Origin of the sequence: Sanguibacter suarezii NBRC 16159, from assembly GCF_001552735.1 — a bacterium.
Lineage (GTDB): Bacteria > Actinomycetota > Actinomycetes > Actinomycetales > Cellulomonadaceae > Sanguibacter > Sanguibacter suarezii.
Window position 1 is genome coordinate 73,094 of sequence record NZ_BCRT01000007.1, and the last position, 25,166, is coordinate 98,259.

Annotated in this window: 20 protein-coding genes, 1 tRNA gene and 1 other RNA gene; 15 read left to right on the forward strand and 7 right to left on the reverse strand. The window is 70.4% G+C overall.

Features of this window, described 5'->3' with window-relative positions; genetic code table 11:
• The first annotated feature begins 17 nt into the window (after positions 1 to 17).
• From SS2_RS03380 to SS2_RS03390, 3 genes are read left to right on the forward strand one after another with little or no spacing between them, the layout of a single operon-like run.
• Positions 18 to 1,799: a glycosyltransferase family 2 protein gene (locus SS2_RS03380; RefSeq protein WP_083941658.1), complete on the forward strand. Its 1,782-nt coding sequence runs from the start codon at positions 18 to 20 to the stop codon at positions 1,797 to 1,799.
• Complete coding sequence (locus SS2_RS03385; RefSeq protein ID WP_066461075.1) at positions 1,796 to 2,527, forward strand: efflux RND transporter periplasmic adaptor subunit; 732 nt, start codon at positions 1,796 to 1,798, stop codon at positions 2,525 to 2,527. Before SS2_RS03380 ends, SS2_RS03385 begins: the two co-directional genes overlap by 4 nt.
• Entirely contained in the window at positions 2,527 to 4,611 is a 2,085-nt protein-coding gene (locus SS2_RS03390; protein ID WP_066461080.1) for a glycosyl hydrolase, read from the forward strand. Before SS2_RS03385 ends, SS2_RS03390 begins: the two co-directional genes overlap by 1 nt.
• Here the strand turns inward: SS2_RS03390 and SS2_RS18100 are convergent.
• Positions 4,608 to 5,114, reverse strand: a complete 507-nt coding sequence (locus SS2_RS18100) for a DUF4190 domain-containing protein (protein ID WP_217995563.1) — start codon at positions 5,112 to 5,114, stop codon at positions 4,608 to 4,610. The genes SS2_RS03390 and SS2_RS18100 overlap by 4 nt on opposite strands.
• Positions 5,115 to 5,255: 141 nt before the next feature.
• Here SS2_RS18100 and SS2_RS03400 point away from each other — a divergent pair, with 141 nt between their 5' ends.
• On the forward strand, positions 5,256 to 6,566 hold the full coding sequence (locus SS2_RS03400) for a uracil-xanthine permease family protein (RefSeq protein WP_066461084.1): 1,311 nt from the start codon (positions 5,256 to 5,258) through the stop codon (positions 6,564 to 6,566).
• Positions 6,567 to 6,613: 47 nt separating this feature from the next.
• On the opposite strand, the gene SS2_RS03405 is transcribed toward SS2_RS03400, so the two are convergent.
• From SS2_RS03405 to SS2_RS03420, 4 genes are all read right to left on the reverse strand, one after another.
• Positions 6,614 to 7,312, reverse strand: a complete 699-nt coding sequence (locus SS2_RS03405; RefSeq protein ID WP_083941660.1) for a LytR C-terminal domain-containing protein — start codon at positions 7,310 to 7,312, stop codon at positions 6,614 to 6,616.
• Between the two features lie 9 nt (positions 7,313 to 7,321).
• Positions 7,322 to 7,633 carry a type II toxin-antitoxin system VapB family antitoxin gene (locus SS2_RS03410; protein WP_066461086.1) on the reverse strand — a complete coding sequence of 104 codons (312 nt, stop codon included), beginning with the start codon at positions 7,631 to 7,633 and terminating at the stop codon, positions 7,322 to 7,324.
• A 66-nt stretch (positions 7,634 to 7,699) separates the two neighbouring features.
• A complete protein-coding gene (locus SS2_RS03415) occupies positions 7,700 to 9,745 on the reverse strand; it encodes an alpha/beta-hydrolase family protein (RefSeq protein ID WP_066461087.1) in 2,046 nt (681 codons plus the stop codon).
• Between the two features lie 91 nt (positions 9,746 to 9,836).
• Positions 9,837 to 9,921: transfer RNA gene (locus SS2_RS03420), tRNA-Ser, on the reverse strand.
• A gap of 168 nt (positions 9,922 to 10,089) precedes the next feature.
• Between SS2_RS03420 and ffs the strand changes: the two genes are divergently transcribed.
• From ffs to SS2_RS03455, 7 genes are all read left to right on the forward strand, one after another.
• Positions 10,090 to 10,186: signal recognition particle sRNA small type (ffs, locus tag SS2_RS03425), an RNA gene on the forward strand.
• 432 nt (positions 10,187 to 10,618) lie between these two features.
• The gene (locus SS2_RS03430; protein WP_066461088.1) at positions 10,619 to 11,515 is read left to right on the forward strand and encodes a MetQ/NlpA family ABC transporter substrate-binding protein; all 897 of its coding nucleotides are present in this window, start codon (positions 10,619 to 10,621) and stop codon (positions 11,513 to 11,515) included.
• 201 nt (positions 11,516 to 11,716) lie between these two features.
• Positions 11,717 to 12,808, forward strand: coding sequence for a methionine ABC transporter ATP-binding protein (locus SS2_RS03435; RefSeq protein ID WP_066461089.1), 1,092 nt, complete (start codon positions 11,717 to 11,719; stop codon positions 12,806 to 12,808).
• Positions 12,805 to 13,467: a methionine ABC transporter permease gene (locus tag SS2_RS03440; RefSeq protein ID WP_066461090.1), complete on the forward strand. Its 663-nt coding sequence runs from the start codon at positions 12,805 to 12,807 to the stop codon at positions 13,465 to 13,467. Before SS2_RS03435 ends, SS2_RS03440 begins: the two co-directional genes overlap by 4 nt.
• Positions 13,468 to 13,537: 70 nt before the next feature.
• Positions 13,538 to 16,033 carry a DNA polymerase III subunit gamma and tau gene (locus SS2_RS03445; RefSeq protein ID WP_066461091.1) on the forward strand — a complete coding sequence of 832 codons (2,496 nt, stop codon included), beginning with the start codon at positions 13,538 to 13,540 and terminating at the stop codon, positions 16,031 to 16,033.
• Positions 16,034 to 16,063: 30 nt separating this feature from the next.
• Entirely contained in the window at positions 16,064 to 16,663 is a 600-nt protein-coding gene (gene recR / locus SS2_RS03450; RefSeq protein ID WP_066461094.1) for a recombination mediator RecR, read from the forward strand.
• Between the two features lies 1 nt (position 16,664).
• Complete coding sequence (locus tag SS2_RS03455) at positions 16,665 to 17,225, forward strand: DUF5063 domain-containing protein (RefSeq protein ID WP_439646287.1); 561 nt, start codon at positions 16,665 to 16,667, stop codon at positions 17,223 to 17,225.
• A gap of 18 nt (positions 17,226 to 17,243) precedes the next feature.
• Here SS2_RS03455 and SS2_RS03460 read toward each other — a convergent pair whose 3' ends face one another.
• Together SS2_RS03460 and SS2_RS03465 are read right to left on the reverse strand one after the other, a co-directional pair.
• Positions 17,244 to 18,359, reverse strand: coding sequence for an ABC transporter permease (locus SS2_RS03460; RefSeq protein WP_245643328.1), 1,116 nt, complete (start codon positions 18,357 to 18,359; stop codon positions 17,244 to 17,246).
• Positions 18,356 to 19,342, reverse strand: coding sequence for an ABC transporter ATP-binding protein (locus SS2_RS03465; protein WP_083941662.1), 987 nt, complete (start codon positions 19,340 to 19,342; stop codon positions 18,356 to 18,358). Before SS2_RS03465 ends, SS2_RS03460 begins: the two co-directional genes overlap by 4 nt.
• A gap of 165 nt (positions 19,343 to 19,507) precedes the next feature.
• Here SS2_RS03465 and SS2_RS03470 point away from each other — a divergent pair, with 165 nt between their 5' ends.
• From SS2_RS03470 to SS2_RS03485, 4 genes are all read left to right on the forward strand, one after another.
• Positions 19,508 to 20,800 carry an aspartate kinase gene (locus SS2_RS03470; protein WP_066461101.1) on the forward strand — a complete coding sequence of 431 codons (1,293 nt, stop codon included), beginning with the start codon at positions 19,508 to 19,510 and terminating at the stop codon, positions 20,798 to 20,800.
• A gap of 110 nt (positions 20,801 to 20,910) precedes the next feature.
• Positions 20,911 to 21,963, forward strand: coding sequence for an aspartate-semialdehyde dehydrogenase (locus tag SS2_RS03475; RefSeq protein WP_066461102.1), 1,053 nt, complete (start codon positions 20,911 to 20,913; stop codon positions 21,961 to 21,963).
• A gap of 375 nt (positions 21,964 to 22,338) precedes the next feature.
• Positions 22,339 to 23,409: a 3-deoxy-7-phosphoheptulonate synthase gene (locus tag SS2_RS03480; protein ID WP_066461168.1), complete on the forward strand. Its 1,071-nt coding sequence runs from the start codon at positions 22,339 to 22,341 to the stop codon at positions 23,407 to 23,409.
• A gap of 127 nt (positions 23,410 to 23,536) precedes the next feature.
• Complete coding sequence (locus SS2_RS03485) at positions 23,537 to 25,084, forward strand: SLC13 family permease (RefSeq protein WP_066461104.1); 1,548 nt, start codon at positions 23,537 to 23,539, stop codon at positions 25,082 to 25,084.
• The last annotated feature ends 82 nt before the right edge of the window (positions 25,085 to 25,166 follow it).

Sequence of the window (25,166 nt, forward strand, 5' to 3'; positions counted from 1 at the left end):
AGTCAGGGGTCACCCTCATGGCCGTCTCCGAGTTCGAACGTCTTGTCATCACGCCCCGCCGCAGCGACCCCGCGGACCGCGGTCCCCGCCATCCCGGCGTCCAGGCCCCCACCTCACCGGCCGACCTCTCGCCGCAGCTGCGCGACGCGTCAGCCGGGGTCAACGTCGGTCAGTCGCCCTCGCTCATGATGATCGTGCTGCTGGCCACCCTCGGCATCGTGGCCTACACGTTCTTCCTGCTCAACCCGAGCAACATGGGCGACATGCTGCCGTACTCGATGGTCATCGCGGCCGAGTCGGTCCTCGTCCTGCAAGCGCTGCTGGCGATGTGGACCATCCTGTCCAGCGGGTACAACCCGCGGAACTTCGCCTTCTACCACGCCCAGGACCGCCTGCACGACGTCTCGGAGATCATCCGGGAGGCGACCGAGGGCTCGCCCCAGGACTGGACGCTCTACCTCCACGACAAGCCCGTGGTCGTCGACGTCTTCATCACGACCTACGGCGAGCCGATCGAGACCATCCGTCGCACTGTGACGGCCGCCCTCGCCATCCGGGGCCGGCATCGCGTCTGGGTCCTCGACGACGGACGGTCCGACGACGTCCGTGAGCTCGCCGGCGAGCTCGGAGCGCGCTACGTGCGCCGGTTGTCGAGCAACGGGGCCAAGGCGGGCAACATCAACCACGCCCTGTCTCTGGCCAAGGGCGACTACTTCGCGATCTTCGACGCGGACTTCGTCCCCCGGCCCAACTTCTTCGTCGAGACGCTGCCGTTCTTCGTCGACGACCACGTCGCCTTCGTCCAGACACCTCAGACCTACGGCAACCTCAACACCCTCATCTCCCGGGGGGCGGGGTACATGCAGGCGGTCTTCTACCGCTTCATCCAGCCCGGACGCAACCGCTTCAACGCTGCGTTCTGCGTCGGGACCAACGTCATCTTCCGGCGAACCGCGATCGACGACATCGGCGGCATGTACACCGACTCCAAGTCCGAGGACGTGTGGACCTCGCTCATGCTCCACGAGCGCGGCTGGCGCTCGGTGTACATCCCCAAGACCCTCGCTGTGGGAGACACCCCCGAGACCATCGAGGCCTACACCAAGCAGCAGCTGCGCTGGGCGACCGGCGGGTTCGAGATCATGCTCACCCACAACCCCCTCAGCCCGCGCCGTCAGTTGACCATGGACCAGCGCCTGCAGTACGCGGTGACGGCCACCCACTACCTCGCCGGCATCTGCCCGCTGCTGCTGCTCATGGTGCCCCCGCTGGAGATCTACTTCGACCTCATCCCGATGAACCTGTCCATCTCGACGGGGACCTGGCTGCTCTACTACGCGGGCTTCTACGTGCTCCAGATCGCGATCGCCTTCTTCACCCTGGGGTCCTTCCGCTGGGAGGTGCTCATGCTCGCGAGCGTCTCCTTCCCGATCTACACCCGGGCGCTGTGGAACGCGATCACCCGCAAGGAGCAGCGCTGGCACGTGACCGGCCAGGCCGGGAAGGCGAGCTCACCCTTCAACTTCATCATCCCGCAGGTGCTCTTCTTCGCCTTCCTCGCACTGACCACCGCCGTCGGTGCCTGGAAGGACTGGGGGAATGGGTCGCTCAGCCTCGCCCTGGCCTGGAACGCGACCAACACGGTGATCCTGGGGGCCTTCTGCATCACCGCCCTCAAGGAGAGCCACGACCTGTCCGCAGCCGCCCGCCGCGCGCCCAGCGCGGACCAGACCATCGAGCCCCGCGCGCGCCGGCTGCAGCCGGCCGCCGCTCCCAGCTCCACCGGAGGTGCAGCATGACCTGGCCCAACCGTCTTCGCCTCGCACTCGGGCTGCTGCTCGTGCTCGCCGTGACCGCGGCGTTCACCATCGTCCTCAACCGGCGCATCACCCAGGTGACGAGCGCCAGCGCCTCGATCCAGGCCCTGCACCTGGACATCGGCACCGACTACGCCGGGACCGTCATGACCTCCTCGGTGGAGGTGGGCGACGACGTCGCGGAGGGGGACACCATCGTCACGGTGCAGAGCCAGGCCCTCGCCCACGACATCGCGATCGGCCTGATCAGGGCGGACGCCGCACCCTTCGACGTCACCCCCGACGGGACGATGACCTTCGTCGCGCCCGCCGACGGGATCGTCACCGCCCTGCCCGCCCAGGAGGGCGCCTTCGTCCAAGCCGGCACCGTCCTGGTCACGCTCGACCGGGCGGACTCTCTCTACGTCAGCGCGGAGTACTCCCTGGACGCCGGGGACTACGAGCGGATCGAGACGGGAGCGGCGGTCTCGATCGTGCTGCCCAACCAGGAGGAGGTCTCCGGCACGGTCGAGAGCGTGGCGGTGCACACCTCGGCCGACCGCGCGGAGTCGGTCATCACCATCGCGAGCACCGACCTCCAGCGCGGGGGCCAGAACGGCCTCATCGCCCCCGGTGTCCCGGTCCTTGCCAGCGTCGAGCTGCGCGACGACGGGATCATGGCCGGCGTCGAGGCCACCGCCACGGCCTTCCTGCGCAAGGTCACGAGCTGATGGCCGCCCGGACCGGTAGCGCACCCGCCCGGACGGCGCGACGCCGGACGGCGGCCGTCGTCGCCGGGGTCCTTGCCCTGACCGCCGCCGCGTGCGGTTCCCGCGACACCCCGGACGTCACCTCACCCCTCGTCGACGCCCAGCCCGCTGCCGTCATCGACTCGTCCGCCGCCGTCGCAGCCGTCCCGCACCGCCAGGTGGGCGCCGCGCCCACCATGCGCCTGGCCGACGGCCTGCTCCCGCCGACCAACCGCTGGTTCTCGGGCTTGGTCTTCGGTGACACGGCGCAACCGGTGTTCCCGATGCCGCTCGCGGTGACCGTGACCGCGGACGGGGTCGCCGTCGGGCTGCCCACGCCCGTCACCAGCGCCGACGCGATCATCGGAGCCGCGAGCCAGGACGTCGCCCTGGACGTCGGCGCGAGCACCTTCGAGGTGAGCGCCTACGACACGGCGAGCGTCACCCTCACCCTGCGCGACGACGCAGGGTCAGCCCTGGGCACCCTCACCCTCGTCCAGGGGGTGCCCTGGGTGTCCTACACCGCGGCCGCCGACCAGGACGTGACCGTGTCGGTGGCCTTCTCGGGCACGGTGCCGACGGCCACGGTGGACGGGAAGATCTTCGCCCTGGCGACCGACGGGACGCTGGACGGCGACCGCCTCGAGCTGAAGGCCGGGCAGAGTGCAGCGGTCGTCGCCGCACCGCAGACGGCGCCCGGAGACGACGCGCAGGAGACGCTGGAGACCCTGACCGAGCTCGCCCTCGACCCGGTCACGGGGACCACTCTCGCCCACGCCGTCGCCGACGACACCGTCTCCACGGCGATCACCTACACGACCGCCGGCGGCGGGGAGACGGCCTTCGTCCGGATGGCGCACCAGCAGTCCGCGCCGGCCGGCACCCAGACGGCTGACTGCTCGCTGGGGACCTACGCCACCGTGTACGGCACCGTGGACCTGTGCCGCGGCACGGCCGCAGCCTGGACCGCGCCGACCCTGCGTCCGGCCGGTGAGCTGGACCTGTCCGGCCTGGACGAGGCCCAGCGCGCCGAGCTCGCCGAGCAGGTCCGGGCTGACATCGCCGCGATCCCCGCGGCGCCGTCGGACACGTACTTCGGCGGCAAGGCGCTCTACCGCGACACCAACCTGCTGGTCCTTGCCACCCAGCTCGGCCTGGACGACGTCGCCGCGCCGCTGCGCACCCAGCTCACCGAGCGTCTGGTCGAGTGGAGCCAGGCGGACGGCTGCACCCAGCGCGAGGCGCGGTGCTTCGTCTACGACGACGCCGTGCGCGGCGTCGTCGGGCTCACGCCGTCCTTCGGCTCGGAGGAGTTCAACGACCACCACTTCCACTACGGCTACTTCCTCTACGCCGCCGGGGTGCTGGGCGCGGACGACCCGGCGCTGGTGGACCAGGTGCGCGAGGTCATGGACCTGCTCGCCGCGGACATCGCCGCTCCCACGACGACCGCGGACTTCCCGGCGCTGCGCGTCTTCGACGCCTACGCGGGCCACTCGTGGGCCTCGGGATTCTCACCCTTCGCCGACGGCAACAACCAAGAGTCCAGCTCGGAGGCCGTGACAGCCTGGAACGGCTTGGGTCTGTGGGCGCAGGCGAGCGGCAACGACGGGCTCGCGGGCCTGGCGACCTGGCTGCTGTCCGCGGAGGCGGACTCGGCCCGTGCCTACTGGACCGACATCGATCTCGACGACCCGGCGCTCGAGGGCTTCGACCACACGATCGCCAGCCTCAACTGGGGCGCCAAGCGTGACTACGCCACATGGTTCAGCCCGGAACCGTCGGCGATGCTCGGCATCCTCGTGCTGCCGATGAGCCCGGTGAGCGGATACCTGGCTCAGGACCCGGACCGGATCCGCACGAACCTCACGCCCGTCGTGGGTGCCGGCTCAGGGACCGGCTACGACGTGATGTTCGGCGACTACCTGCTCATGTACTCCGCCCTCGCGGGCCCGCAGGACGCGGCCGACGCCCTCGTGGCTGCACGGGCGCTGCCGGACTCGCGCATCGACGACGGCAACACCCGCAGCTACCTGCTGGCCTCGGTGATGGCGGCGGGCGGCTAGCCCGTCACGGCTGCGCCAAGGGCGGCCGCGAAGAGCAGGACCGCCGCGACCGCGACGACGCTCATCACGACCGCCCCGGTGTACCCGAGGATCAGACCGGCCAGTGCCAGCCCGCCACCCTGCTCACCGGTCCGGCGGATCTGCCCGCGGGCGATGTGCCCGAGCACCACCGCCACGATCGAGGCGACGAGAGGCAGGACGGTCCAGCCGACGATCCCGGCGACCAGAGCGGCGACCGACATCGCGTTGGTGGGCGGTGGGCCGTAGCCGGGGTAGCCCCCGGGCGGCGGGTAGCCAGGCTGCCCGGGGTACCCGGGCTGGGCCTCGTAGCCCGAGGCCGGCGCGTACCCGTGCCCCTGCTCCTGGCCGAGGGGTGTGAGGCTCGGGTCTGGGGCGGCTGCGGGGTCGTTGACCATCTTGGACAGATGAGGACGCCAGGTCTGGTCGTCCCCGGGAGCGTCGCCCGGCGAGGGGGCGGGGGAGTGGTCGGGACGATCAGGCACGGCAGGCTCCTCGAACAGTGACGACCAGGTTGTGGACATCGTAGTGACATCCCGGGAATCAGGGGAGGAAGGCGGCAGTATCCTGCTTCCTGGCCCGCAGCAGCGCGCCGACAGCACGTCCCACAGATCAGGAGCAGCACGGTGAACCTTGGTTGGACAGTTCATGGCGACGGCAAGACGATCGGCGCGACCAGCGTCGTCGCGCCGGGAGAGCGGCTCGCATGGCCGCTGACGATCGGGATCGGGCTGCAGCACATCGTCGCGATGTTCGGCGCGACCTTCCTGGTGCCGCTGCTGACCGGGTTCTCCCCGGCCACCACTCTCTTCTTCTCCGCGATCGGGACGATCCTGTTCCTGGTCATCACGGGCAACCGGCTCCCCAGCTACCTGGGGTCCAGCTTCGCCTTCATCGCCCCGATCGGCGCGGCGACGGCGTCCGGGGGGCAGTCCGCCGCGGTCGGCGGCATCTTCGTGGCCGGCCTGACCCTCGCCCTCGTCGGTGTCATCGTCCACTTCGCGGGGGCGAAGTGGATCAACGCGATCATGCCGCCGATCGTCACCGGCACGATCGTCGCCCTCATCGGCTTCAACCTCGCGCCCGCCGCCTGGGACAACTTCCAGAAGGCGCCGGTCACCGCGACCGTCACCCTCACGGCGATCATCCTCATCACGGTCTTCTTCCGCGGGATCATCGGGCGTCTGGCGATCCTGCTCGGCGTGGTCGTCGGCTACGTCACCGCGATGCTCCGCGACGAGATCGACTTCACCGACTTCAAGGCCGCGTCCTGGGTCGGCTTCCCGGAGTTCGTCACCCCGACCTTCCACGTCTCGGTCCTGGGCCTGTTCATCCCGGTGGTCCTCGTGCTCATCGCCGAGAACGTCGGGCACGTGAAGTCCGTGGCCGCGATGACCGGCCAGAACCTCGACGACCTCGCCGGACGCGCGCTGCTGGCTGACGGTATCGCCACGACCTTCGCCGGCGTCGGCGGTGGCTCGGGAACCACGACGTACGCCGAGAACATCGGTGTCATGGCCGCGACGCGGGTGTACTCCACGGCCGCCTACTGGGTGGCTGCCTTCGGTGCGCTGGTCCTGAGCATGTCCCCGAAGTTCGGTGCGCTCATCGCCACCGTGCCGGTCGGTGTGCTCGGCGGCGCCGCGACACTCCTCTACGGCATGATCGGCATGCTCGGCGCCCGTATCTGGGTGCAGAACAAGGTCAACTTCTCCGACCCGGTCAACCTCACCACGGCGGCCATCTCGCTCGTCGTCGGCATCGCGAACTTCACCTGGGTGATCGGTGACCTGACCTTCGAGGGCATCGCCCTCGGCACGGCCACCGCTCTGGTCGTCTACCACCTCATGCGGGCCATCGCCCGCTGGCGCGGGACCAGCCAGGAGGCTGCCTCCCCGGCGTCGGTCCCGGACGGCACGGAGCTCGAGACGGTCTGACGCTGCTGACCACCGCCGTGGGGCGCTGGCAGAGGGGTACCGGTGGGTCAGCCCGCCGGAACGTCTTCTGCCGGCGCCTCTTCTGCTGGTACCTCTTCCGCGGGGGCCTCGTCAGCGGGCGCCTCGGGGGCGGCCGTGGTCGGCTGGGGCTCGGGGGTGATGGTCTCGATGAGCACGCAGCCCTCGACCGAGGCCATGGCCACGGCCGGGTCGAGGAGGACGGCCTCGAGGTCGGCGAAGCCCGCGTAGCTGTCGCCCAGGTACAGGTCGAGGCTCGCGTCCTCGCGGTCGTCGTAGTAGAGGCGCGCCTCGGGAAGGTGCGCGGCGAGGGTGTACGCAGAGGCGAGCCCGGCCGCGCCGAAGGAGATCTGGACGCCGGAGTACGCCTTGCTCGCGTTGCCGGTCGTCTCGACCACGAAGCCGCGGGAGATGAGCTCGTCGGCGGCGGAGGACGCCAGTCCGGGACGGCTCGTCGCGTTGAGGACACGGACGGTCACGGAGGAGTACGGCACCGGCAGGGTGTCCGCCGCGAGGCACGGCTGCGGTGTCAGCTTGTCGTCCTCGGACTCCTTGGCGGTGAAGCCCCGCTCGAAGGGCGGGTCGATCGCCCCGGTGTAGACCGCCGCGGCGGCGAGCCCGCTGACGGCCAGGAAGGCGATGAGCACGCCGAAGATGACGGCCTGGCGCTCCTGCTTGTGACGACGGCGCGCAGCGCGCTCACGCTTGGCCTGGTCCGGGGTGCTCATCCGAGAAATTTACCCTTGTTCTGCGGCGTCGAGCACGAGCACACGCGCGTGCAGCAGGGCGCGTTGCGCCAGTGCGGCGCGGACCGCCCGGTGCAGGCCGTCCTCGAGGTACATGACACCTTCGTACTGGACGACATGAGCGAAGAGATCGCCGTAGAAGGTGGAGTCCTCGGCGAGCAGGTTGTCGAGGTTGAGGGTGCGCTTGGTGGTGACCAGGTCGACGAGACGGACCTGGCGCGGGGGCACCGTGGACCAGTCCTTTGCGGTGACGAGCCCGTGGTCGGGGTACGGGCGCCCGTCACCGACGCGCTTGAAGATCATGGGACCACTGTAGTCGGATGCCCGTTTTGACGGGCATCCTCACCGGACCAGCGTGTCTGGTGCCGGTCACACGTGCTGAGCGGCCTCGCGGCGACGGTGAGCATCGGCGATGAGCGTCTCGCGGAGCTTCTCCCGGGCAGGCAGCGCGGCGTCGAGACGGTCCATGAGCTCGAGTGAGGCGGGAAGGTCGAACACCTCGCTGATGAACCGCGGGAGGTCGGCGCGGTAGTCGTGGGCCCAGGCGCGGTAGTAGCCCGGCTGCTGGGCGTTCTTCATGTCGATCAGGGTCTGGAAGAACGTCGTGACCGGTCGCCAGCTCATCCACGGCGGCGTGCCGCGCGGGCTCACCGGGATCCGCGGGTCGCTCGGCGGCGGGGCCGGCCTCCCGGCGCGCGCCTCGGCGTCGAGCCAGCGCGGTCGCCTGACCGCGAGGTCCAGCCCGAGCTTGGTGACGCCGTCGTTGTCGTGGCTGACCATGACGTAGCGCAGCATGGCCCGGCGCTCGGGGCCGAGGTCCTCCAGCTCACCGAAGTCGTTGACCACGGTGACCGACTCCGGGTCCACGTCCAGGCGCCCGCTCGAGGTGACCTCGTGCATCCAGCCGCTCGTGTACGGCGTCCCGATCCACAGCGCGCGGTCGATGCCCAGCGCGGACGGGCCGATCGTCCCCCAGTTGAGGAAGACGTCCTGGCTCGTGTGAGCCCCCAGGCTCTCGCCGAAGAGGACCACCCGCGGGCGCCGGGACTCGGGGATGGCGCGCAGCCGGATGAGGATCTCCATCCACAGCAGGCGGTTCTGCTCGCGGGCTGCGGGCACCTTGGCCAGGGACAGCGGCGAGGGGCGCTTGGAGTACTGCATCGTCACGGTCGCCACGTCGCCGCGGGTGAGGTACTGCAGGGCCGCGAGGGCGACGTAGTTGACGTACCCGGTCCCGGTGGGGGAGATGAGCACCAGCAGCGACCGGTCGAAGGCTCCGAGCCGGGCCATCTCCGCCAGGGCCAGGTTGACCCGGTCCCGGGCGGTCGGAGCGCTGTCGAGACCGACGTAGACCTGGACCGGCTCGGCGACCGCCGGCTGGCCGACGACGGTCTCGATGGAGAAGTCGGGGATCTGCAGATCCTCGGTGACGATGTCCCGCGGGGTGGTCGGCAACTGGGACAGGACGTGGCGCCGGCCTTCTCGGCCGAGGGTCTCCCACGGCACGAGGCTCCCCGTGCTGCCGCTGACGGTGGGGCGGGTGAAGTCAGCGGGGTCGACGCCGGGCAGCAGCACCTCCTCGGTCTGGGTCGCGGCCTCGATGCGTTGCATGGCCCTGTCCCACACCGTGACCATCACGGCCCCCAGCCCAGCCAGGCTCGCGGTGCGCGCAGCCATCCGCCACAGGCGTTGCGAGCCGGGCAGGCGGTGGTCCAGCGCGTCGCCGAGATGGTGGGTGAGGGCGGTGTCTGCGGCGGCCACGCCGGTCAGCGAGGCGATGATGGCCGCCGCGATCGCGCCGGAGGTGAGGCGCGACGTCGACGACAGGGCGCGCAGCTCGGGGGAGGCGGGGAGGGCACGCTCGGAGCGGCGACGCTCCAGGCTGTAGGCGACCGCGCCGCCCAGCGGGATGGACAGCGGGAACCGCGCGAGGGCTCCATGGGCGCCGACCCTCTGGTCGACGGAGGTGAGGACGGCGCGTCCCCCCAGGAGGGTGGCGCCGGCCGCGCCGGACAGTGCGAAACGGTACCCGCCGAAGCGGGCCACGGCCCGCAGCGGCGGCTCGTCGGGGTGGTGGTCGAACAGCAGGCCGACGGCGCAGCCGATCGGCACCGCGCACAGGTCCACCACTCCTTCCAGGAACCGGACCCGCTGGGCGTCGTCGAGCCAGCCCGCTCCGCGCAGGAAGGTGGAGTCGATGAGCTGGTGAGCGACGTCGGACAGCAGGTCCTGGGCCGCGACCGCGACGAGGTAGTGGGAGCCGACGGACAGGCCGGTGATGATGCCTTGGTCGAGGGAGCTGCGCGGGGCGAGGGAGGGGACGAAGGTCTCCGACACCAGCGATGACGCGATGAGCAGGCCGGTCTGGGCTGAGCTCGGTCGCGGCGGGAGAGGCGCGTTGAACGTGGCGTCCACCTGTTCATTGAAGCACCGGGGTGCCGCGCGTGCCGGGCGAGGAAACGACGAAGGGCCCGTGACGATGAACGTCACGGACCCTTCGATGCTGCGGAGGATGGGGGATTCGAACCCCCGAGGGCGTTAACCCAACCGCCTTTCCAAGACGGCGCCATAGGCCACTAGGCGAATCCTCCAGCACGCACTGGTTGAAGCCAGCCCGATGAGAATACCGGACAGACGGCTGTGGACCGAATCGGGTGCCTCGGGCCGTCGTCGTGAGGCTGTGACGAGGGCGGACGTGGGGCGGGTGGCTGCGCCTCGGCGGGTTTCGCACTGGACGGCCCGCTTGCGTTAGGCTGTGGGCAGACCCCTCGTACGGCGTCATCTCACTGAACTCCCCCAGGGCCGGAAGGCAGCAAGGGCAGGTGAGCTCTGATGGGTGTGCGGGGGGTCCTTTTGTGCTCCCGGGGAGGGGATTTCAGAGGGTTCGCCCCGGTCGTCTTGCCATGCGAGCGCCTAATGTACCGAGGCGTGAGATTTTCCGGCTCTCAGGTTGAGATCTGCGCGAGGCGGCGCGCATCATAGATCCCATGATCACGACCACCCACGCCACCGTCATCCGGGCCAGCGCCTCGCGCCGCCCGATGATGTGCTGCCGTGCGGGCCTCATGCCCGGCGGGTGCTGTCGCTGACCTGCGACACACCCGGATCGGGATCTCCTCCCGGTGATCGCCGCGCCAGCGGCACCCTCTCTCGCCGTCGGCGTCCCAGCCGCGGCTCCCGCGTCCGTGGCCGACGGCCCGCACGTGCACCGATTCTCCAGACCTCAACGTCGGCCCTGCGCCGAGCCCACACTGCGCCGACCGAGCGCACACCGGAAGGAACCCCCTCATGATCCGCACCACCCGCGCCGCCAAGGCCTTCGGCGCCCTCGCGCTCGTCACGGCACTCAGCTTCTCCCTGTCAGCCTGCTCGGGCTCGGACTCCGAAGCGGCTTCCGGCGAGAAGGACGACCCCATCAAGATCGGCGTCGTGGGCGCAGCAGCGGACGACCAGTGGTCCGTCTTCGAGGAGCAGGCCGAGGCGGCAGGCATCTACGTCGACATCATCGACCTGAGCGACTACCCGCTGCCCAACCCGGCGCTGACCTCAGGTGAGCTCGACCTCAACCAGTTCCAGCACCTGCAGTACCTCGCGGACTACAACGTGAACGCGGGCGAAGACCTCACCCCGATCGGGTCGACGGCCATCTACCCGCTGAGCCTGTACTCCACCAAGTACGACTCGCTCGAGGCGATCCCCGAGGGCGCCGAGATCGTCGTCCCCAACGACCCGTCCAACCTCGCCCGCGCGCTCCTGGTGCTGCGTGACGTCGGCCTCATCGAGCTCAAGGACGGCGGCTCGGCCACCTCGTCCGAGCTGGACGTCCTGGACACCTCACGCGTCAAGGTCACCCCGATCGACGCGACCCAGACGGTGCTCAACCTTGACAGCGTCGACGGCGCCGTCGTGAACAACGACTTCGTCAAGGACTCGGGCCTCGACCCGAACGATGCTCTGGCCGCGGACTCCGCCGAGTCTGACGGTGCCCAGCCATACATCAACATCTGGGTCTCCCGCGCCGAGGACAAGGACAACGAGACCTTCGCCAAGCTCGTGGAGATCTCCCAGTCGGCTGAGGTCGAGGCAGCGCTCCAGGACGCCTCGCTCAACACCGCGGTTCTCGTCCACAAGACCCCCGCTGAGCTCGCGGAGATCCTCTCCGGCATCCAGTCCTCGCTCTCCTGACCCGTCAGCCGCCGGTCGGCGGCTCCCGCTCACCCCGCCCGCTCCTCCGTTGAGCCCGACCAGGACGTGCCGCCCCGAGCGCCACGTCCTTGGTCGGGCGTGCAGCGCCTGGAGCAGGTGGGGTGACCTGGGGATGGGGCAGGTGAGGAAGGGGACTGGCAAGATGTGGGGGTCATACGGTTGTCAGGGAACGGAGCAAGGATGAGCGGCACCACGTCCGCGATGGTGCGGTTCAGCGACGTCACCAAGACATTTGTGGGGGACACGGGACCGTTCAACGCGGTCGACGGCGTCACCCTGGACATCGCCCGGGGAGAGATCTTCGGGGTGATCGGCTACTCCGGAGCCGGCAAGTCCACCCTCGTTCGGCTGATCAACGCCCTCGAGCTGACCAGCGCCGGCACCGTGGAGGTCGACGGACGCCCGATCACCGGGCTGTCCGAGGGTGCGCTGCGCGAGGTCCGCGCCGGGATCGGCATGATCTTCCAGCAGTTCAACCTGCTCAACTCCCGCACCATCGCCGGGAACATCGCCTACCCGCTCGAGGTGGCCCGCTGGCCCAAGGCCAAGCGCAAGGCCCGGGTCGCCGAGCTGCTCGACTTCGTCGGGATCGCGGACAAGGCCAAGCAGCGCCCGGCCCAGCTCTCCGGCGGGCAGAAGCAGCGCGTGGGCATCGCCCGCGCCCTCGCCACCAACCCCAGCATCCTGCTCGCCGACGAGGCGACCAGCGCCCTGGACCCCGAGACGACGCAAGACGTCCTCGCCCTGCTCAAGAAGGTCAACGCCGAGCTCGGCATCACCGTCGTGGTCATCACCCACGAGATGGACGTCGTGAAGACGATCTGCGACCGGGTCGCGGTCATGGAGCAGGGCAAGGTCGTCGAGCTCGGCGACGTCTACTCCGTCTTCGCCAACCCCCGTCACCCGGCCACCCGCCGGTTCGTCGAGGCGACGATCAAGGACCGCCCGAGCCAGGACGCCCTCGTCCGGCTGCGTCGGCGCCACCCCAACCGCCTCATCACCGTCTCCGTCCATGAGGACGGGACCTCCGGCGGGCGCATCACCGACGTGCTCAACGCCAACTCCGTCCAGGGCAGCATCATCTTCGGCGGGATCAGCGAGGTGACCGAGCGTCCCTTCGGATCCCTGACCTGGGAGCTGATCGGTGACACGGCGGACGTCGACCGCTGCGTCGCGACCTTGAGGGGCTACACCCGGGTGGTCGACCTCGGGACGGCTGCCCATCCCCTGGCTGACCCGGACGCCTACGCACCCGGAACGGAGAAGCTATGAGCACCGACTGGACCGCACTGTGGCCCAAGCTCGTCCAGTCCTTCGGCGAGACGCTCCAGATGGTCTCGATCACGCTGCTGGTGGGCGGGTTCTTCGGCCTGCTCATCGGGCTGGGCCTCTATGTCACCCGCAAGGGGAACCTGTTCCCCAACGTCGTGGTGTTCAACGTGCTCAACGTGCTCGTCAACATCATCCGGCCGATCCCCTTCATCATCTTCATCACCGCTGTCCGCCCGGTCACCCTGCAGCTCACGGGGGCGACCATCGGCACTGCAGCAGTGATCTTCCCGATGACGGTCATGGCTGCCTTCGCCTTCTCGCGGATCGTCGAGCAGAACCTCGTGGCCCTCGATCCTGGTGTGGTCGAGGCCGCCCGGGCGATGGGTGCCTCGCGGCTGCGGATCATCTGGTCGGTCATCGTCCCCGAGGCGCTCGCACCGCTGATCCTCGGCTTCACCTTCCTCTTCGTCGGTGTCGTGGACATGTCGGCGATGGCTGGTGCGATCGGCGGTGGTGGGCTCGGTGACTTCGCCATCCGCTTCGGGTACCAGAAGTTCGACGAGCAGGTCACGCTGGTGACGGTGATCATCATCATCCTGCTCGTGCAGACGGCGCAGTTCATCGGCAACGGGCTGGCGAAGAAGGCTCTGCACCGGTGACGGGCGCCGCGGGGCCCCGCGGCGCCGAGGCCGGGCCGGGGATGTCAGACGCACCGTCTAAGGTTGCGGTGTGAGCACAGCCCTGTACCGCCGCTACCGTCCCGAGAACTTCGCCGAGGTGATCGGTCAGGAGCACGTGACGGAGCCTCTCATGCAGGCTCTGCGCTCCAACCGCGTCAACCACGCCTATCTGTTCTCCGGGCCGCGAGGCTGCGGCAAGACGACGTCCGCGCGCATCCTCGCGCGGATCCTCAACTGCGCCCGCAACACCCCCGAGACGCCGTCGGACACCCCGTGCGGGGAGTGCGAGTCGTGCGTGGAGCTGGCCCGCGGCGGACCCGGGAGCCTCGACGTCGTCGAGATCGACGCGGCGAGCCACGGTGGTGTCGACGACGCCCGCGAGCTCCGCGAGCGTGCGACCTTCAGCCCGTCGCGCGACCGCTTCAAGATCTTCATCCTCGACGAGGCTCACATGGTCACCGCGCAGGGCTTCAACGCCCTGCTCAAGATCGTCGAAGAACCGCCGGAGTACCTGAAGTTCATCTTCGCCACGACGGAGCCGGAGAAGGTCATCGGGACCATCCGCTCGCGGACCCACCACTACCCCTTCCGCCTCGTCGCCCCCGAGACGCTGCAGTCCTACCTGGCCTCCCTCGCCGCGAGCGAGAACATCGAGGTCGGGGCGGGCGTGCTGCCTCTGGTCGTGCGTGCCGGCGGCGGCTCGGTGCGTGACTCCCTCTCCGTGCTCGACCAGCTCATGGCCGGTGCCGAGGGCGCCACCCTGGACTACGAGCGCGCCGTGGCGCTGCTCGGCTTCACCCACGTCACCCTGCTCGACGACGTCGTGGACGCGCTGGCCGCCCGTGACGGCGCGTCGATGTTCCGCGTGGTCGACCATGTCATCGCGACCGGGCACGAACCGCGCCGCTTCGTCGAAGACCTCCTGGAGCGTCTGCGCGACCTCATCGTGCTCGCCGTCTCGGGGGACTCCGCGCAGGCGGTGCTCCGCTCGGTGCCAGCCGACCAGCTGGCCCGGATGCGCACCCAGGCGACCAACCTCGGGGCGAGCGAGCTGTCCCGCTCGGCTGACGTGGTCAACGCCGCACTCACCGAGATGAGCGGTGCTACCTCGCCAAGGCTGCACCTGGAGCTGCTGTGCGCCCGGCTGCTGCTGCCCGCTGTGGACGACACCACGGCCGGGATCGGCGCACGTCTTGACCGCCTCGAGCGCGGCCTGGCGAGCGGGGCGCTGCTGCACCCGAGCGCGTCCGGCACGGTCGCCAGCGCGCCTGTGGCCCCTGCCGTGACCGCGACGCCGCCGGCACCCGCCGCGACGGTCTCGAGCGTCTCCGCGCCCGCTGCCCCGGCTGCTGCGCCCGCGCCGGCCGAGCCTGCCGCCGCTCCTGCACCCGCACCTGCTGCGCCCGCACCGGCTGTGACCACCGCGGCTGCGACCACCTCGGTTCCCGCAGCTCCGGCCGGTATCGAACCGCCCCCGTGGGACACCACGGACACCGGCGCGACGTCGAGGCCCCCGGCGCCCGCAGCGACCCCCGCAGCGAGCCCTCCCGCGCCCACCAACCATCAGGCTGCGCCGCCCGTCTCCCACGACCCGGCTCCGGCCCATCCGGCGCCCGCCGCAGCGGCGCCCGTCCAGACCATCCCCGCGCCGGTCGCCGCGGAGGCTCCCGCGACCAGCGATGGGACCAGTGCTGGGTCCTCCGCGGCGTCGACCACGGACATGCTGCGCCGCCGGTGGCCCGAGGTGCTCGACACCCTGAGCCGCCTGCGCAAGGCGACGTGGGCCCTCGTGGCCCAGAACGCCCAGGTCGCCGAGCTCACCGACTCCACGCTGCGGCTCACCTTCGCCTCGGCGGGGTTGGCCACGGCCTTCCGCAACGGGCCGGGCGCTGAGCTCGTCCAGCGCGCCATCCGCGAGACGCTCGGCTTCGACGTGCGCGTCGAGGGCGGGATCGAGGAGCCCGGCCGGGCCCCGGCCCGACCTGCCGCGACAGACCCCGGAGCGCAGAGCCCCGCAGCCCGCTCGGTCCCGGTCGGGACCGTCGCGGGCATCGACCCGGCTGCTGCGGCCGCGTCCTGGGACGTCCCCGCGACGCCGGCGACCCCCGCGACGCCTCCACCGGCTGCGGCCGCCGTGCCCTCACGTCCGTCGGCGCCGGCATCCCCGGCAGCGGCACCCCGTCCGGCCGCTGAGCCCGGCACCGAGTCCAGCGAGGACCGCGCCGCCAGCCCAGCGGACGCTCCCGTGGCTGTTGCCACGGTGGAGTTCGGGGAGGAGCCACCCGGCGACTTCGACCACGAACCTGCGCCGGAGTTCGCGCGGAGCCGCCCGGCCGGAGGCACGGCCCCCACCGAGAGCCCGCGTCAGGCCGCCGAGCGCCGCGTGGCCGCGAGCCGCGCCCAGGAAGAGGCTCGGGCGAAGATCGTCGACGACCCCCAGCCTGACGACGAGGACCTCGCGTCCTCGGGGCAGGTCGGCGCCCCGCTGGTCGCCCAGATCCTGGGTGGCGTGGTCATCGAGGAGATCCTCGACTCCGAGGTCTGAGCGGGCCCCGGCTCGACGTAGGCTTGGGCTGTGTATGAAGGCGCAGTCCAAGACCTGATCGACGAGCTCGGCCGGCTTCCCGGCATCGGGCCCAAGAGCGCGCAGCGGATCGCGTTCCACCTCCTCGCGGCAGACGCCGACGACGCCCGCCGGCTCGCCGACGCGTTGACCGAGGTCAAGCTCCGCGTGCGGTTCTGCGAGATCTGCGGCAACGTCGCAGAGGCCGAGCAGTGCCGCATCTGCCAGGACCCCCGCCGCTCCCTCGCCGTGATCTGCGTCGTGGAAGAAGCCAAGGACGTCGTGGCGATCGAGCGGACCCGGGAGTTCCGGGGCAAGTACCACGTGCTCGGCGGAGCCATCAACCCGATCGACAACGTCGGACCCGACGACCTGCGGATCAAAGAGCTGCTCACCCGCCTCGCCGACGGCGCGGTCCAGGAGGTCATCCTCGCGATGGACCCCAACGTCGAGGGGGAGGCCACCGCGACGTACCTCGCCCGGCTGCTCGGCCCCATGGGGCTGCGGGTCACTCGCCTCGCGTCCGGCCTGCCTGTCGGGGGAGACTTGGAGTACGCCGACGAGGTCACCCTCGGGCGGGCGTTCGAGGGACGGAGGGTCGTCGGTGGTTGACGTGACAACGGCATCCGACCTGCAGTCGGTTTCCGCCGCAGTCGTGCCGCAGGCCAAGCGGTTCCTGCAGACCTGCGCCGAGGTCGCCTCCGGCGCGGCGCCCGAGGCGGCGATCCCGCTGCTGCTGCTGGCCACCTCAGACATCCTCGGAGCAGGTGCGCGCCTGGGCGCGATGGTCGACGTCGTCCCGTCGGCACGCTTCGAGCCCGACGCCGGTGAAGAGACCGACCTCGACCCCCTGCGTCTGGGCCTGGCCCAGGTCCTCGAAGGGATCGACGAGTACGTCGAGGTCATCGACCCCGTGCTGGGCGCCGAGCTCGGCGGCTCGTCCATCTCCGCCGACCTCGCCACCATCGCCTCAGCGCTCACCCAGGGCCTGGCGCACTTCGAGGCGGGCAACGAGATCGAGGCGCTGTGGTGGTGGCAGTTCTCCTACCTGTCCATCTGGGGTGAGCGTGCCGCGAGCACGCTGCGCGTCCTCCAGCTCATCCTGGGCCACCTGCGCCTGGACGTGGCCGACGACGTCGCCGCCGAGGCGGAGTACGACGCCCTCCAGTCCTGACGGTCAGCCGACCGAGACTCAGGCGACGCGGGTCCCGCGCGTCAGCTTCCCCTGCGGGATCCGCAGCCGCCGCACGGTCAGCGCGATCGCCCCGGCCCCCAGCAGCAGGTTGATCGCGAGGCCGAGCGGCCACACCGGCGCCGTCGAGGGCACCTGTTCCTCGACCCCGGAGATCTCTGCCGGGCAGCTGGACGAGGGCTCCGAGGCCCCGTTGCGGGCCACCCGCACGCCTTCGCGGATGCCGCTCAGGGGATCGAGGCGCATGACGTCGAAGGTCTCGTGGCCCGGCGCGGCGTCGGCCACGACCACGTAGGGGTTCATCGCGAGCAGCCACCACGTGCGCTCGGTGTGCATCACGCGCTCCTGCGTGAACTGCACCTCGCAGGCCGTCACCTCGCCCGTCGTGGCGTCCCACTCGCTCGCCTGGAGAACGCTCGACTGCTGGGTGCTGGTCATCGGGATGAGAGTGAGCAGGAAGACGATCAGGGTGCCGAAGGCCAGGGCCGCGACCGTGAGGTAGGACAGCACGGTGGAGCCGGTCGGCTTGGAGACCAGCGCCGAGAAGCCCAACGAGATGGCCGAGACCACCCCCAGCATGAGGGTGACGAGCACCAGGGTGCTCAGCACAGCGGTGACCGGGACCCCGCCGGCGAGGAAGGACCAGAGGATGAACGGCACGCTGATGACCAGGAAGGCCAGCGAGGCCACCCACCCGGCGAGCACCTTGCCGATCGCGATCTCCGCCGAGGTGAGCAGCGTGACCTGAAGGATCGCGAGGGTCCCGGCGATCCGGTCGCCGTTGATGGCCGCCGAGCTCAAGGTAGGGGTGACCAGCAACCCCATCGACAGGATGAACATGACGTTGAGCCCGAACATGAGCGGACCGGTCTCGATGCTGCGGGTGCTGTTGGTGGTGACCGTCGTGCTGATGAGCAGGCAGATCGCCCCGACGACGAGGAACCACACACCGAGGGCGACCTTCCACCGGGTCGAGCGCAGCCGCTGGGTCAGCTCGAGCCGGGCGACCGTACGCACCCCGTGCCAGGACAGCGACCAGTCCCCGCGCGGACGCTGGGCCGGGTGGCCGACGGGGGTGGGCTTCGTCGCCGGGGCGGCGGGATAGGGGTGGCTCATCGTCGGTCCTCGTCGAGGGAGAGATAGGTCTGTTCCAGCGCTCCGCCGGAGGGGGACATGGACACGACCGGGACGCCGGCCACGATCGCGTCGCGCAGCAGCCGGGCCGCTGCTTCCTCGCCGCCGATCTGGATGAGCAGCCCGCCGTCGGCGTGCTCGGCGCAGGGCAGGTTGACCGACCGGAGCCAGCCGAGCAGCGGCTCCGGGGTCAGCGCCTTGATTCGCCACGTGCGGTGGTGCACGCGCGCCTCGACCACGGACTCCTGGGCGACGGTCCGCCCGCGGGAGATGAAGACCGCGTCGTCGGCCATCTCGTCGAGCTCGGTGAGGATGTGGCTGGAGACGAGCACGGTCGTGCCGCGGGCGGCGAGGGAGCGGACCAGGGTACGCAGCTCGATCCGGGAACGAGGGTCCAGCCCGTTGGCGGGCTCGTCGAGGATGAGCACGGCCGGGTCGTGCACGAGGGCCCGGGCCAGTCCCAGGCGCTGCTTCTGCCCGCGGGAGAGCACGTGCGCGGGGGCGTCGGCGAGGTCGGTCAGGTGCACGGTCGCCAGGAGCTCGGCGGCGCGCTGGCGTGAGTGCTCCGGGCTCATCCGGTACGTCGCCCCGGTCGTGACGAGCACCTCCCGGGCGGTGAGGGAGTCCCACGTGCCGAAGACGTCGGGCATCCACCCCACCTGGGATCGGGCCGAATAGTTCTGGGTCACCGGGTCGTGGCCGCCGACGAGGATCCTGCCGGCGTCGGGGGCCAGGAGCCCGGCGAGCATGAGCATGAGCGTCGTCTTGCCTGAGCCGTTCGGTCCGATGAGCGCGGTGACCGCGCCGCGCCGGGCACGCAGGTCGATGCCGGCCACCGCGGTGACCGAGCCGAAGCGGCGCTGCACGCCGTGGGCGATCACCCCGAACTCCGACGACGGGTCCGCGGGCGCGGGGCCGGGGACGATCCCGTAGGCAGGGGACGGGGAGGGCAGGTCGCTCGTCATGGCCGTGATCCTACAACCGCGACGGATCGGGCAAGAGGCCCATGTGGGATCCCGCGGCTGGACGACAGTGGTGTTTGTGCCTCGTCCCCCCTAGACTCGGGGCGTTCGGACAGCACCTGGTGGACGTTTAGATCGACGGGACCAGCAACGTAACGGAGCAAGCACGTGGCACTTGTAGTGCAGAAGTACGGCGGATCATCCGTCTCCGATGCCGAGAGCATCAAGCGCGTAGCCAAGCGGATCGCCGAGTACAAGCGGGCCGGGAACGACGTCGTCGTCGTGGTCTCCGCGATGGGCGACACGACCGACGAGCTCATCGACCTCGCCCAGCAGGTCACCCCGCTGCCTCCCTCGCGGGAGATGGACATCCTCCTCACCGCAGGTGAGCGCATCTCGATGTCCCTGCTGGCGATGGCCATCAACAACCTGGGCGTCAAGGCGAAGTCCTTCACCGGCCAGCAGGCCGGTCTGATCACCGACGCCGTGCACGGCAAGGCGCGCATCGTCGACGTCGTGCCGGGGCGCATCCGGGAGACCATCGAGAAGGGCTCGGTCGCGATCGTCGCCGGGTTCCAGGGGGTCACCCTCAACACCAACGACGTCACGACGCTGGGACGCGGAGGCTCCGACACGACCGCCGTCGCGCTCGCCGCCGGCCTCGGCGCCGACGTCTGCGAGATCTACACCGACGTGGACGGCATCTTCACCGCCGACCCGCGCATCGTCCCCTCGGCCCGCAAGGTCGACCGCATCACCTACGAGGAGATGCTCGAGATGGCGGCCAGCGGCGCGAAGATCCTCGCGCTGCGGTGCGTGGAGTACGCCCGCCGCTACAACGTCCCCATCCACGTCCGGTCCTCGTTCTCGGGCAAGGAAGGGACCCTCGTCACCGCCATCCCCGCGCCCGCCGCGGCCAGCCAGAGCGCAGGAGAAGAAGCCATGGAAGACCCGATCATCTCTGGAGTCGCGCACGACCGCAGCGAGGCCAAGATCACCGTCGTGGGCGTCCCCGACGTCCCCGGCACCGCCGCTCGCATCTTCGAGGTCGTGGCGAGCGCCGGCGCGAACATCGACATGATCGTCCAGAACGTCTCCGCAGCCTCGACCGGCCTGACCGACATCTCCTTCACCCTCCCCGAGGACGACGGCCCGATCGCGATGACCGCGCTCAACGCGGTCCGCGAGGAGATCGGCTTCGGATCGCTGCAGTACGACGACCAGATCGGCAAGATCTCCCTCGTCGGGGCGGGCATGAAGTCGCACCCCGGAGTCTCCGCCCGCCTCTTCGGCGCGCTGCGCGACGCCGGGATCAACATCGAGATGATCACCACCTCGGAGATCCGCATCTCCGTGGTCACCCGCGAGGACAGCCTGGACGACGCCGTGCGCGCCGTGCACTCCGCCTTCGGCCTGGACGGCGAGGGCGAGGCCGTCGTCTACGGCGGCACCGGCCGCTGACCGCGCCCCCCGTCGCGCGACGGCGCGTCTTCCGCGCCGTCGCGCCTCCCGCTCGCCGCGGCGAGCGTCATCATCTGCTGTGAACGTGTCTTCGTGAAAAGAGCCCACCCATGAGTGCATCAGGCGTGAACGTCGCCGTCGTCGGAGCCACCGGTCAGGTCGGTGCTGTCATGCGCCGCCTGCTCGTCGAGCGCGACTTCCCGGTCGCCCAGATCCGCTACTTCGCCTCCGCCCGCTCGGCCGGCACCACCCTGCCGTGGCGCGGCGAGGACATCGTCGTCGAGGACGCCGCGACCGCGGACCTGTCCGGGATCGACATCGCCCTCTTCTCCGCCGGCGGGTCCACCTCGAAGGAGCAGGCGCCGCGCTTCGCGGCGGCCGGAGCCATCGTCATCGACAACTCCTCCGCATGGCGGCTGGACCCCGAGGTGCCGTTGGTGGTCTCCGAGGTCAACCCGGAGGCGATCGAGAACGCGCCCAAGGGCATCATCGCCAACCCCAACTGCACCACCATGGCCGCCATGCCGGTCCTCAAGCCGCTGGCAGACGCCGCCGGGCTGGAACGCCTCATCGTCACGACCTTCCAGGCCGTCTCCGGGTCCGGCCTCGCCGGGGCGACCGAGCTCGACACCCAGGTGCGCGCCGCGGTCGAGCAGGACACCCTGGCCCTCGTGCACGACGGCGCGGCGGTCACCCTCCCCGAGCCGGCCAAGTACGTGAAGAACATCGCCTTCAACGTCGTGCCGCTGGCCGGCTCGATCGTCGAGGACGGCTCCGAGGAGACCGACGAGGAGCAGAAGCTGCGCAACGAGTCCCGCAAGATCCTTGGCCTGCCCGACCTCGCCGTCGCGGGCACCTGCGTGCGAGTGCCCGTCTTCACCGGGCACTCCCTCGCGATCAACGCCGAGTTCTCCCGGGCGATCACCCCGGACGAGGCGCGCGAGCTGCTCGCCGCCGCTCCCGGCGTCGAGCTGGCTGACGTGCCCAACCCGCTCGAGGCCGCGGGCGCTGATCCGAGCTTCGTCGGTCGCATCCGGGTGGACCAGTCCGTCCCCGGCGGCCGCGGCCTGGCGATGTTCGTGAGCAACGACAACCTGCGCAAGGGCGCCGCCCTCAACGCCGTCCAGGTAGCCGAGCTAGTCGCCGCCCGCCTGACTCACTGACCCCCCTCCGCTGAGAGCACGAAAACGCGCGTGTCGCCCCGGCGTTTCGCGTACAGGATCGTGCACTCAGCGGGGGCGGGGCTTGTGTTAGCCTCGACGCGTGACCGGACATCGTTCGTATTGGCGCTTTACGCTGGCTCTTGGTGGAGCTCAGCGGGCGATCGCCTGACCAACTTTCCACCCGGAGCCAGCACAGGGCCTCGACGCGTATGCGTTGTGGCCCTTCGTCGTTTCAGACGGGCCGACTCCGTGACACCGGTAGGCCGCTGCGGCTCCGTCTGAGCGCCCCCTCAGACCACAGACCCGCCAGATTCGGAGCCTCACCTCGTGTCCACCCCCACGCTCACGCAGCCACTCTCACCCTCGGAGATCGACATGGATTCCCAGCGCACCAACGACCTGCGCATCCGTGCGCTCGATCCGCTGCCCGCCCCGGCCGACATGCTCGCCGAGCTCCCGCTCTCCCCGGAGGCGGCAGACCTCGTCGCCCGCAGCCGCGAGGGCGTGCGCACCATCATGAACGGCACCGACGACCGGCTCCTCGTCGTCGTCGGGCCGTGCTCGGTGCACGACCCGGTCGCCGCTCTCGACTACGCGCGCCGCCTCGCCGCCCTCGAGCGCGAGCTGGCGCAGGACCTGTGCATCGTCATGCGCGTGTACTTCGAGAAGCCACGCACCACGGTCGGGTGGAAGGGACTCATCAACGACCCCGGCATGGACAACACCTTCGACGTCCACCGCGGGCTGCGCCTCGCCCGTGAGGTGCTGCTCGGCGTGCTCGCCGAGGGTGTCCCGGCCGCGTGCGAGTTCCTCGAGCCGACCAGTCCGCAGTACATCGCCGACGCCGTCTCCTGGGGCGCGATCGGCGCCCGCAACCCCGAGAGCCAGGTCCACCGCCAGCTCGCCTCCGGCGTCTCGATGCCCGTGGGCTTCAAGAACGCGACCGACGGCGACGTCCAGGCGGCCGTCGACGGCTGCGTGACGGCCGCGGCAGAGCACACCTTCTTCGGGATCGACGCGCAGGGCCGGGCCGCCGCGGTCGCCACGACCGGCAACCCGGACTGCCACGTCATCCTGCGGGGTGGGCGCGGGGGACCGAACTACGACGACGCCTCCGTCGCCGCTGCCCTCGACGTCGTCACCGCGGCGGGCCTCGAGCCTCGCCTGATGATCGACGCGAGCCACGGCAACTCCGGCAAGTCCCACGTCCGTCAGGCCGAGGTGGTCCGCGAGATCGCCGGGTCCGTCGCGGCCGGGAACGACGGTGTCGCCGGGATCATGATCGAGAGCTTCCTCGTGGCGGGGGCGCAGAAGCCCGCGGCCGAGGGCCTCACGTACGGGCAGTCCGTCACGGACGCGTGCATCGACTGGGACACCACGGCAGACCTGCTCCGAGAGCTCGCCGCCGCAGCTCGCAGTCGCCGTGCGGTAGGCGCCGGACGCTAGTGGTGCGGTGGGCGGCCGGCGGGCCGCCCACCCGGCAGAGGGGGAACCCACCGACGGGCCGCACCACCTGTCTGCGAGGGCTCGCGACCGGTAGAACCCGGCAGTACTGTCGGTGTGTGTGAGCGACATGTGGATCACCGTGGTGGTGCTTCTGGTCGCGGTGGTCGTCTTCGTGGCCAACAAGATCCCGGTCGGCATCGTCGCTGTCGGGGTCGCCCTCGCGCTGTACCTCACCGGAGTTCTCACCGTCGAGCAGGTCTTCGCAGGCTTCGGCGACCCTGTCGTCATCTTCATCGCGGCGTTGTTCGTGGTGAGCGACGGGCTTGATGCCTCAGGTGTGACGGCATGGGCTGGGCAGCGCCTGGTCGAGAGAGCCGGCGGGGACCAGCGCAAGCTGCTCGTGCTCATCATGGCGGTGGTCGCCGTGGTGACCGCGTTGATCAGCGTCAACGGCGCCGTCGCCGCCCTGCTGCCGCTCGTGGTCGTGACGGCCGTCAGGCTGCACCTCAGCCCCTCGCGGCTCCTCATCCCGCTGGCCTTCGGGGCGCACGCCGGGTCCCTGCTCGTCCTGACCGGTACGCCGGTCAACGTGCTGGTCTCGGAGATCGCCGCAGGGGCCGGTCACGGCACCTTCGGATTCTTCGAGTTCGCGCTGGTGGGGATCCCTCTCGTGATCGGGACGATCCTCATCACGGTGACCCTCGGTCCTCGGCTGCTCCCTGCCCGCACGGCTGACTCGATCCCGAGGGACCTGAGCCAGCACGCCAACATCCTGGCCATGCAGTACGCCGTGCCCGAGGACATCGACCTGATCAGCCGGGAGCACGGCGTCTCCGAGGTCGTGGTCGCACCGCGTTCAGAGCTCATCGGCCAGACGGTGTTCCCGGGGATGATCACCGAGAGCGGTGACCTTCTCATCGTGGCGATCCAGCGGGGAGGGGAGAACCTCGGCAAGACGGTGCTGGCAGCCGGGGACGCCTTGCTGCTGCGCGGTCCGTGGGAGGCGCTCGACATCAACACCACGGACTCCGCCGTCATCGTCGTGGACTCCCCGCAGATGATCCGCCGTCAGGCCGTGCCGCTGGGCCCCAGGGCCAAGCCCGCCCTGATCATCGTGGCGGCGATGGTCGTGCTGCTCGCCTCCGGCATCGTCCCAGCGTCGATCGCCGCGGTGCTGGCCGCGTGCGCCATGGTCCTCGCGCGGGTGGTGACCGTCGCTGAGGCGCACCGATCCATCTCGTGGACCACGTTGCTGCTGGTGGGAGGCATGATCCCGTTGTCCGTCGCGATGGAGGAGACTGGGGTGGCCGAGTCCCTGGCGACCTCCCTCATCACCCTTGTCGGTGCGGACCAGCCGCATCTGCTGATCCTGGGGATCTCGGTGGTCACACTCGTCCTGGGTCAGCTCATCAGCAACATGGCCACTGCGCTGATCATCGCCCCGATCGCGGTGGCCGTCGCCCTCGACGCGGGGCTGTCGCCCCTGCCCCTGCTCATGGCGGTGACCGTCTCGGCCGCGGCAGCCTTCTTGACGCCCGTGGCGACCCCGGCCAACACGATGGTCCTGGGACCGGGCGGGTATCGCTTCGGGGACTACTGGAAGCTCGGGCTGCCGCTCGCGGCATTCTTCGTCGTGGTGGCGACCTTCCTGGTGCCCGTCATCTGGCCGTTCTGAAGTGTCGGAGGGTGGCTGCCGTAGGTACGGTGGTCTGGTCCAGGCCGCTCCGCGTGCCGACCGTCTGACGGATGATGGAGGC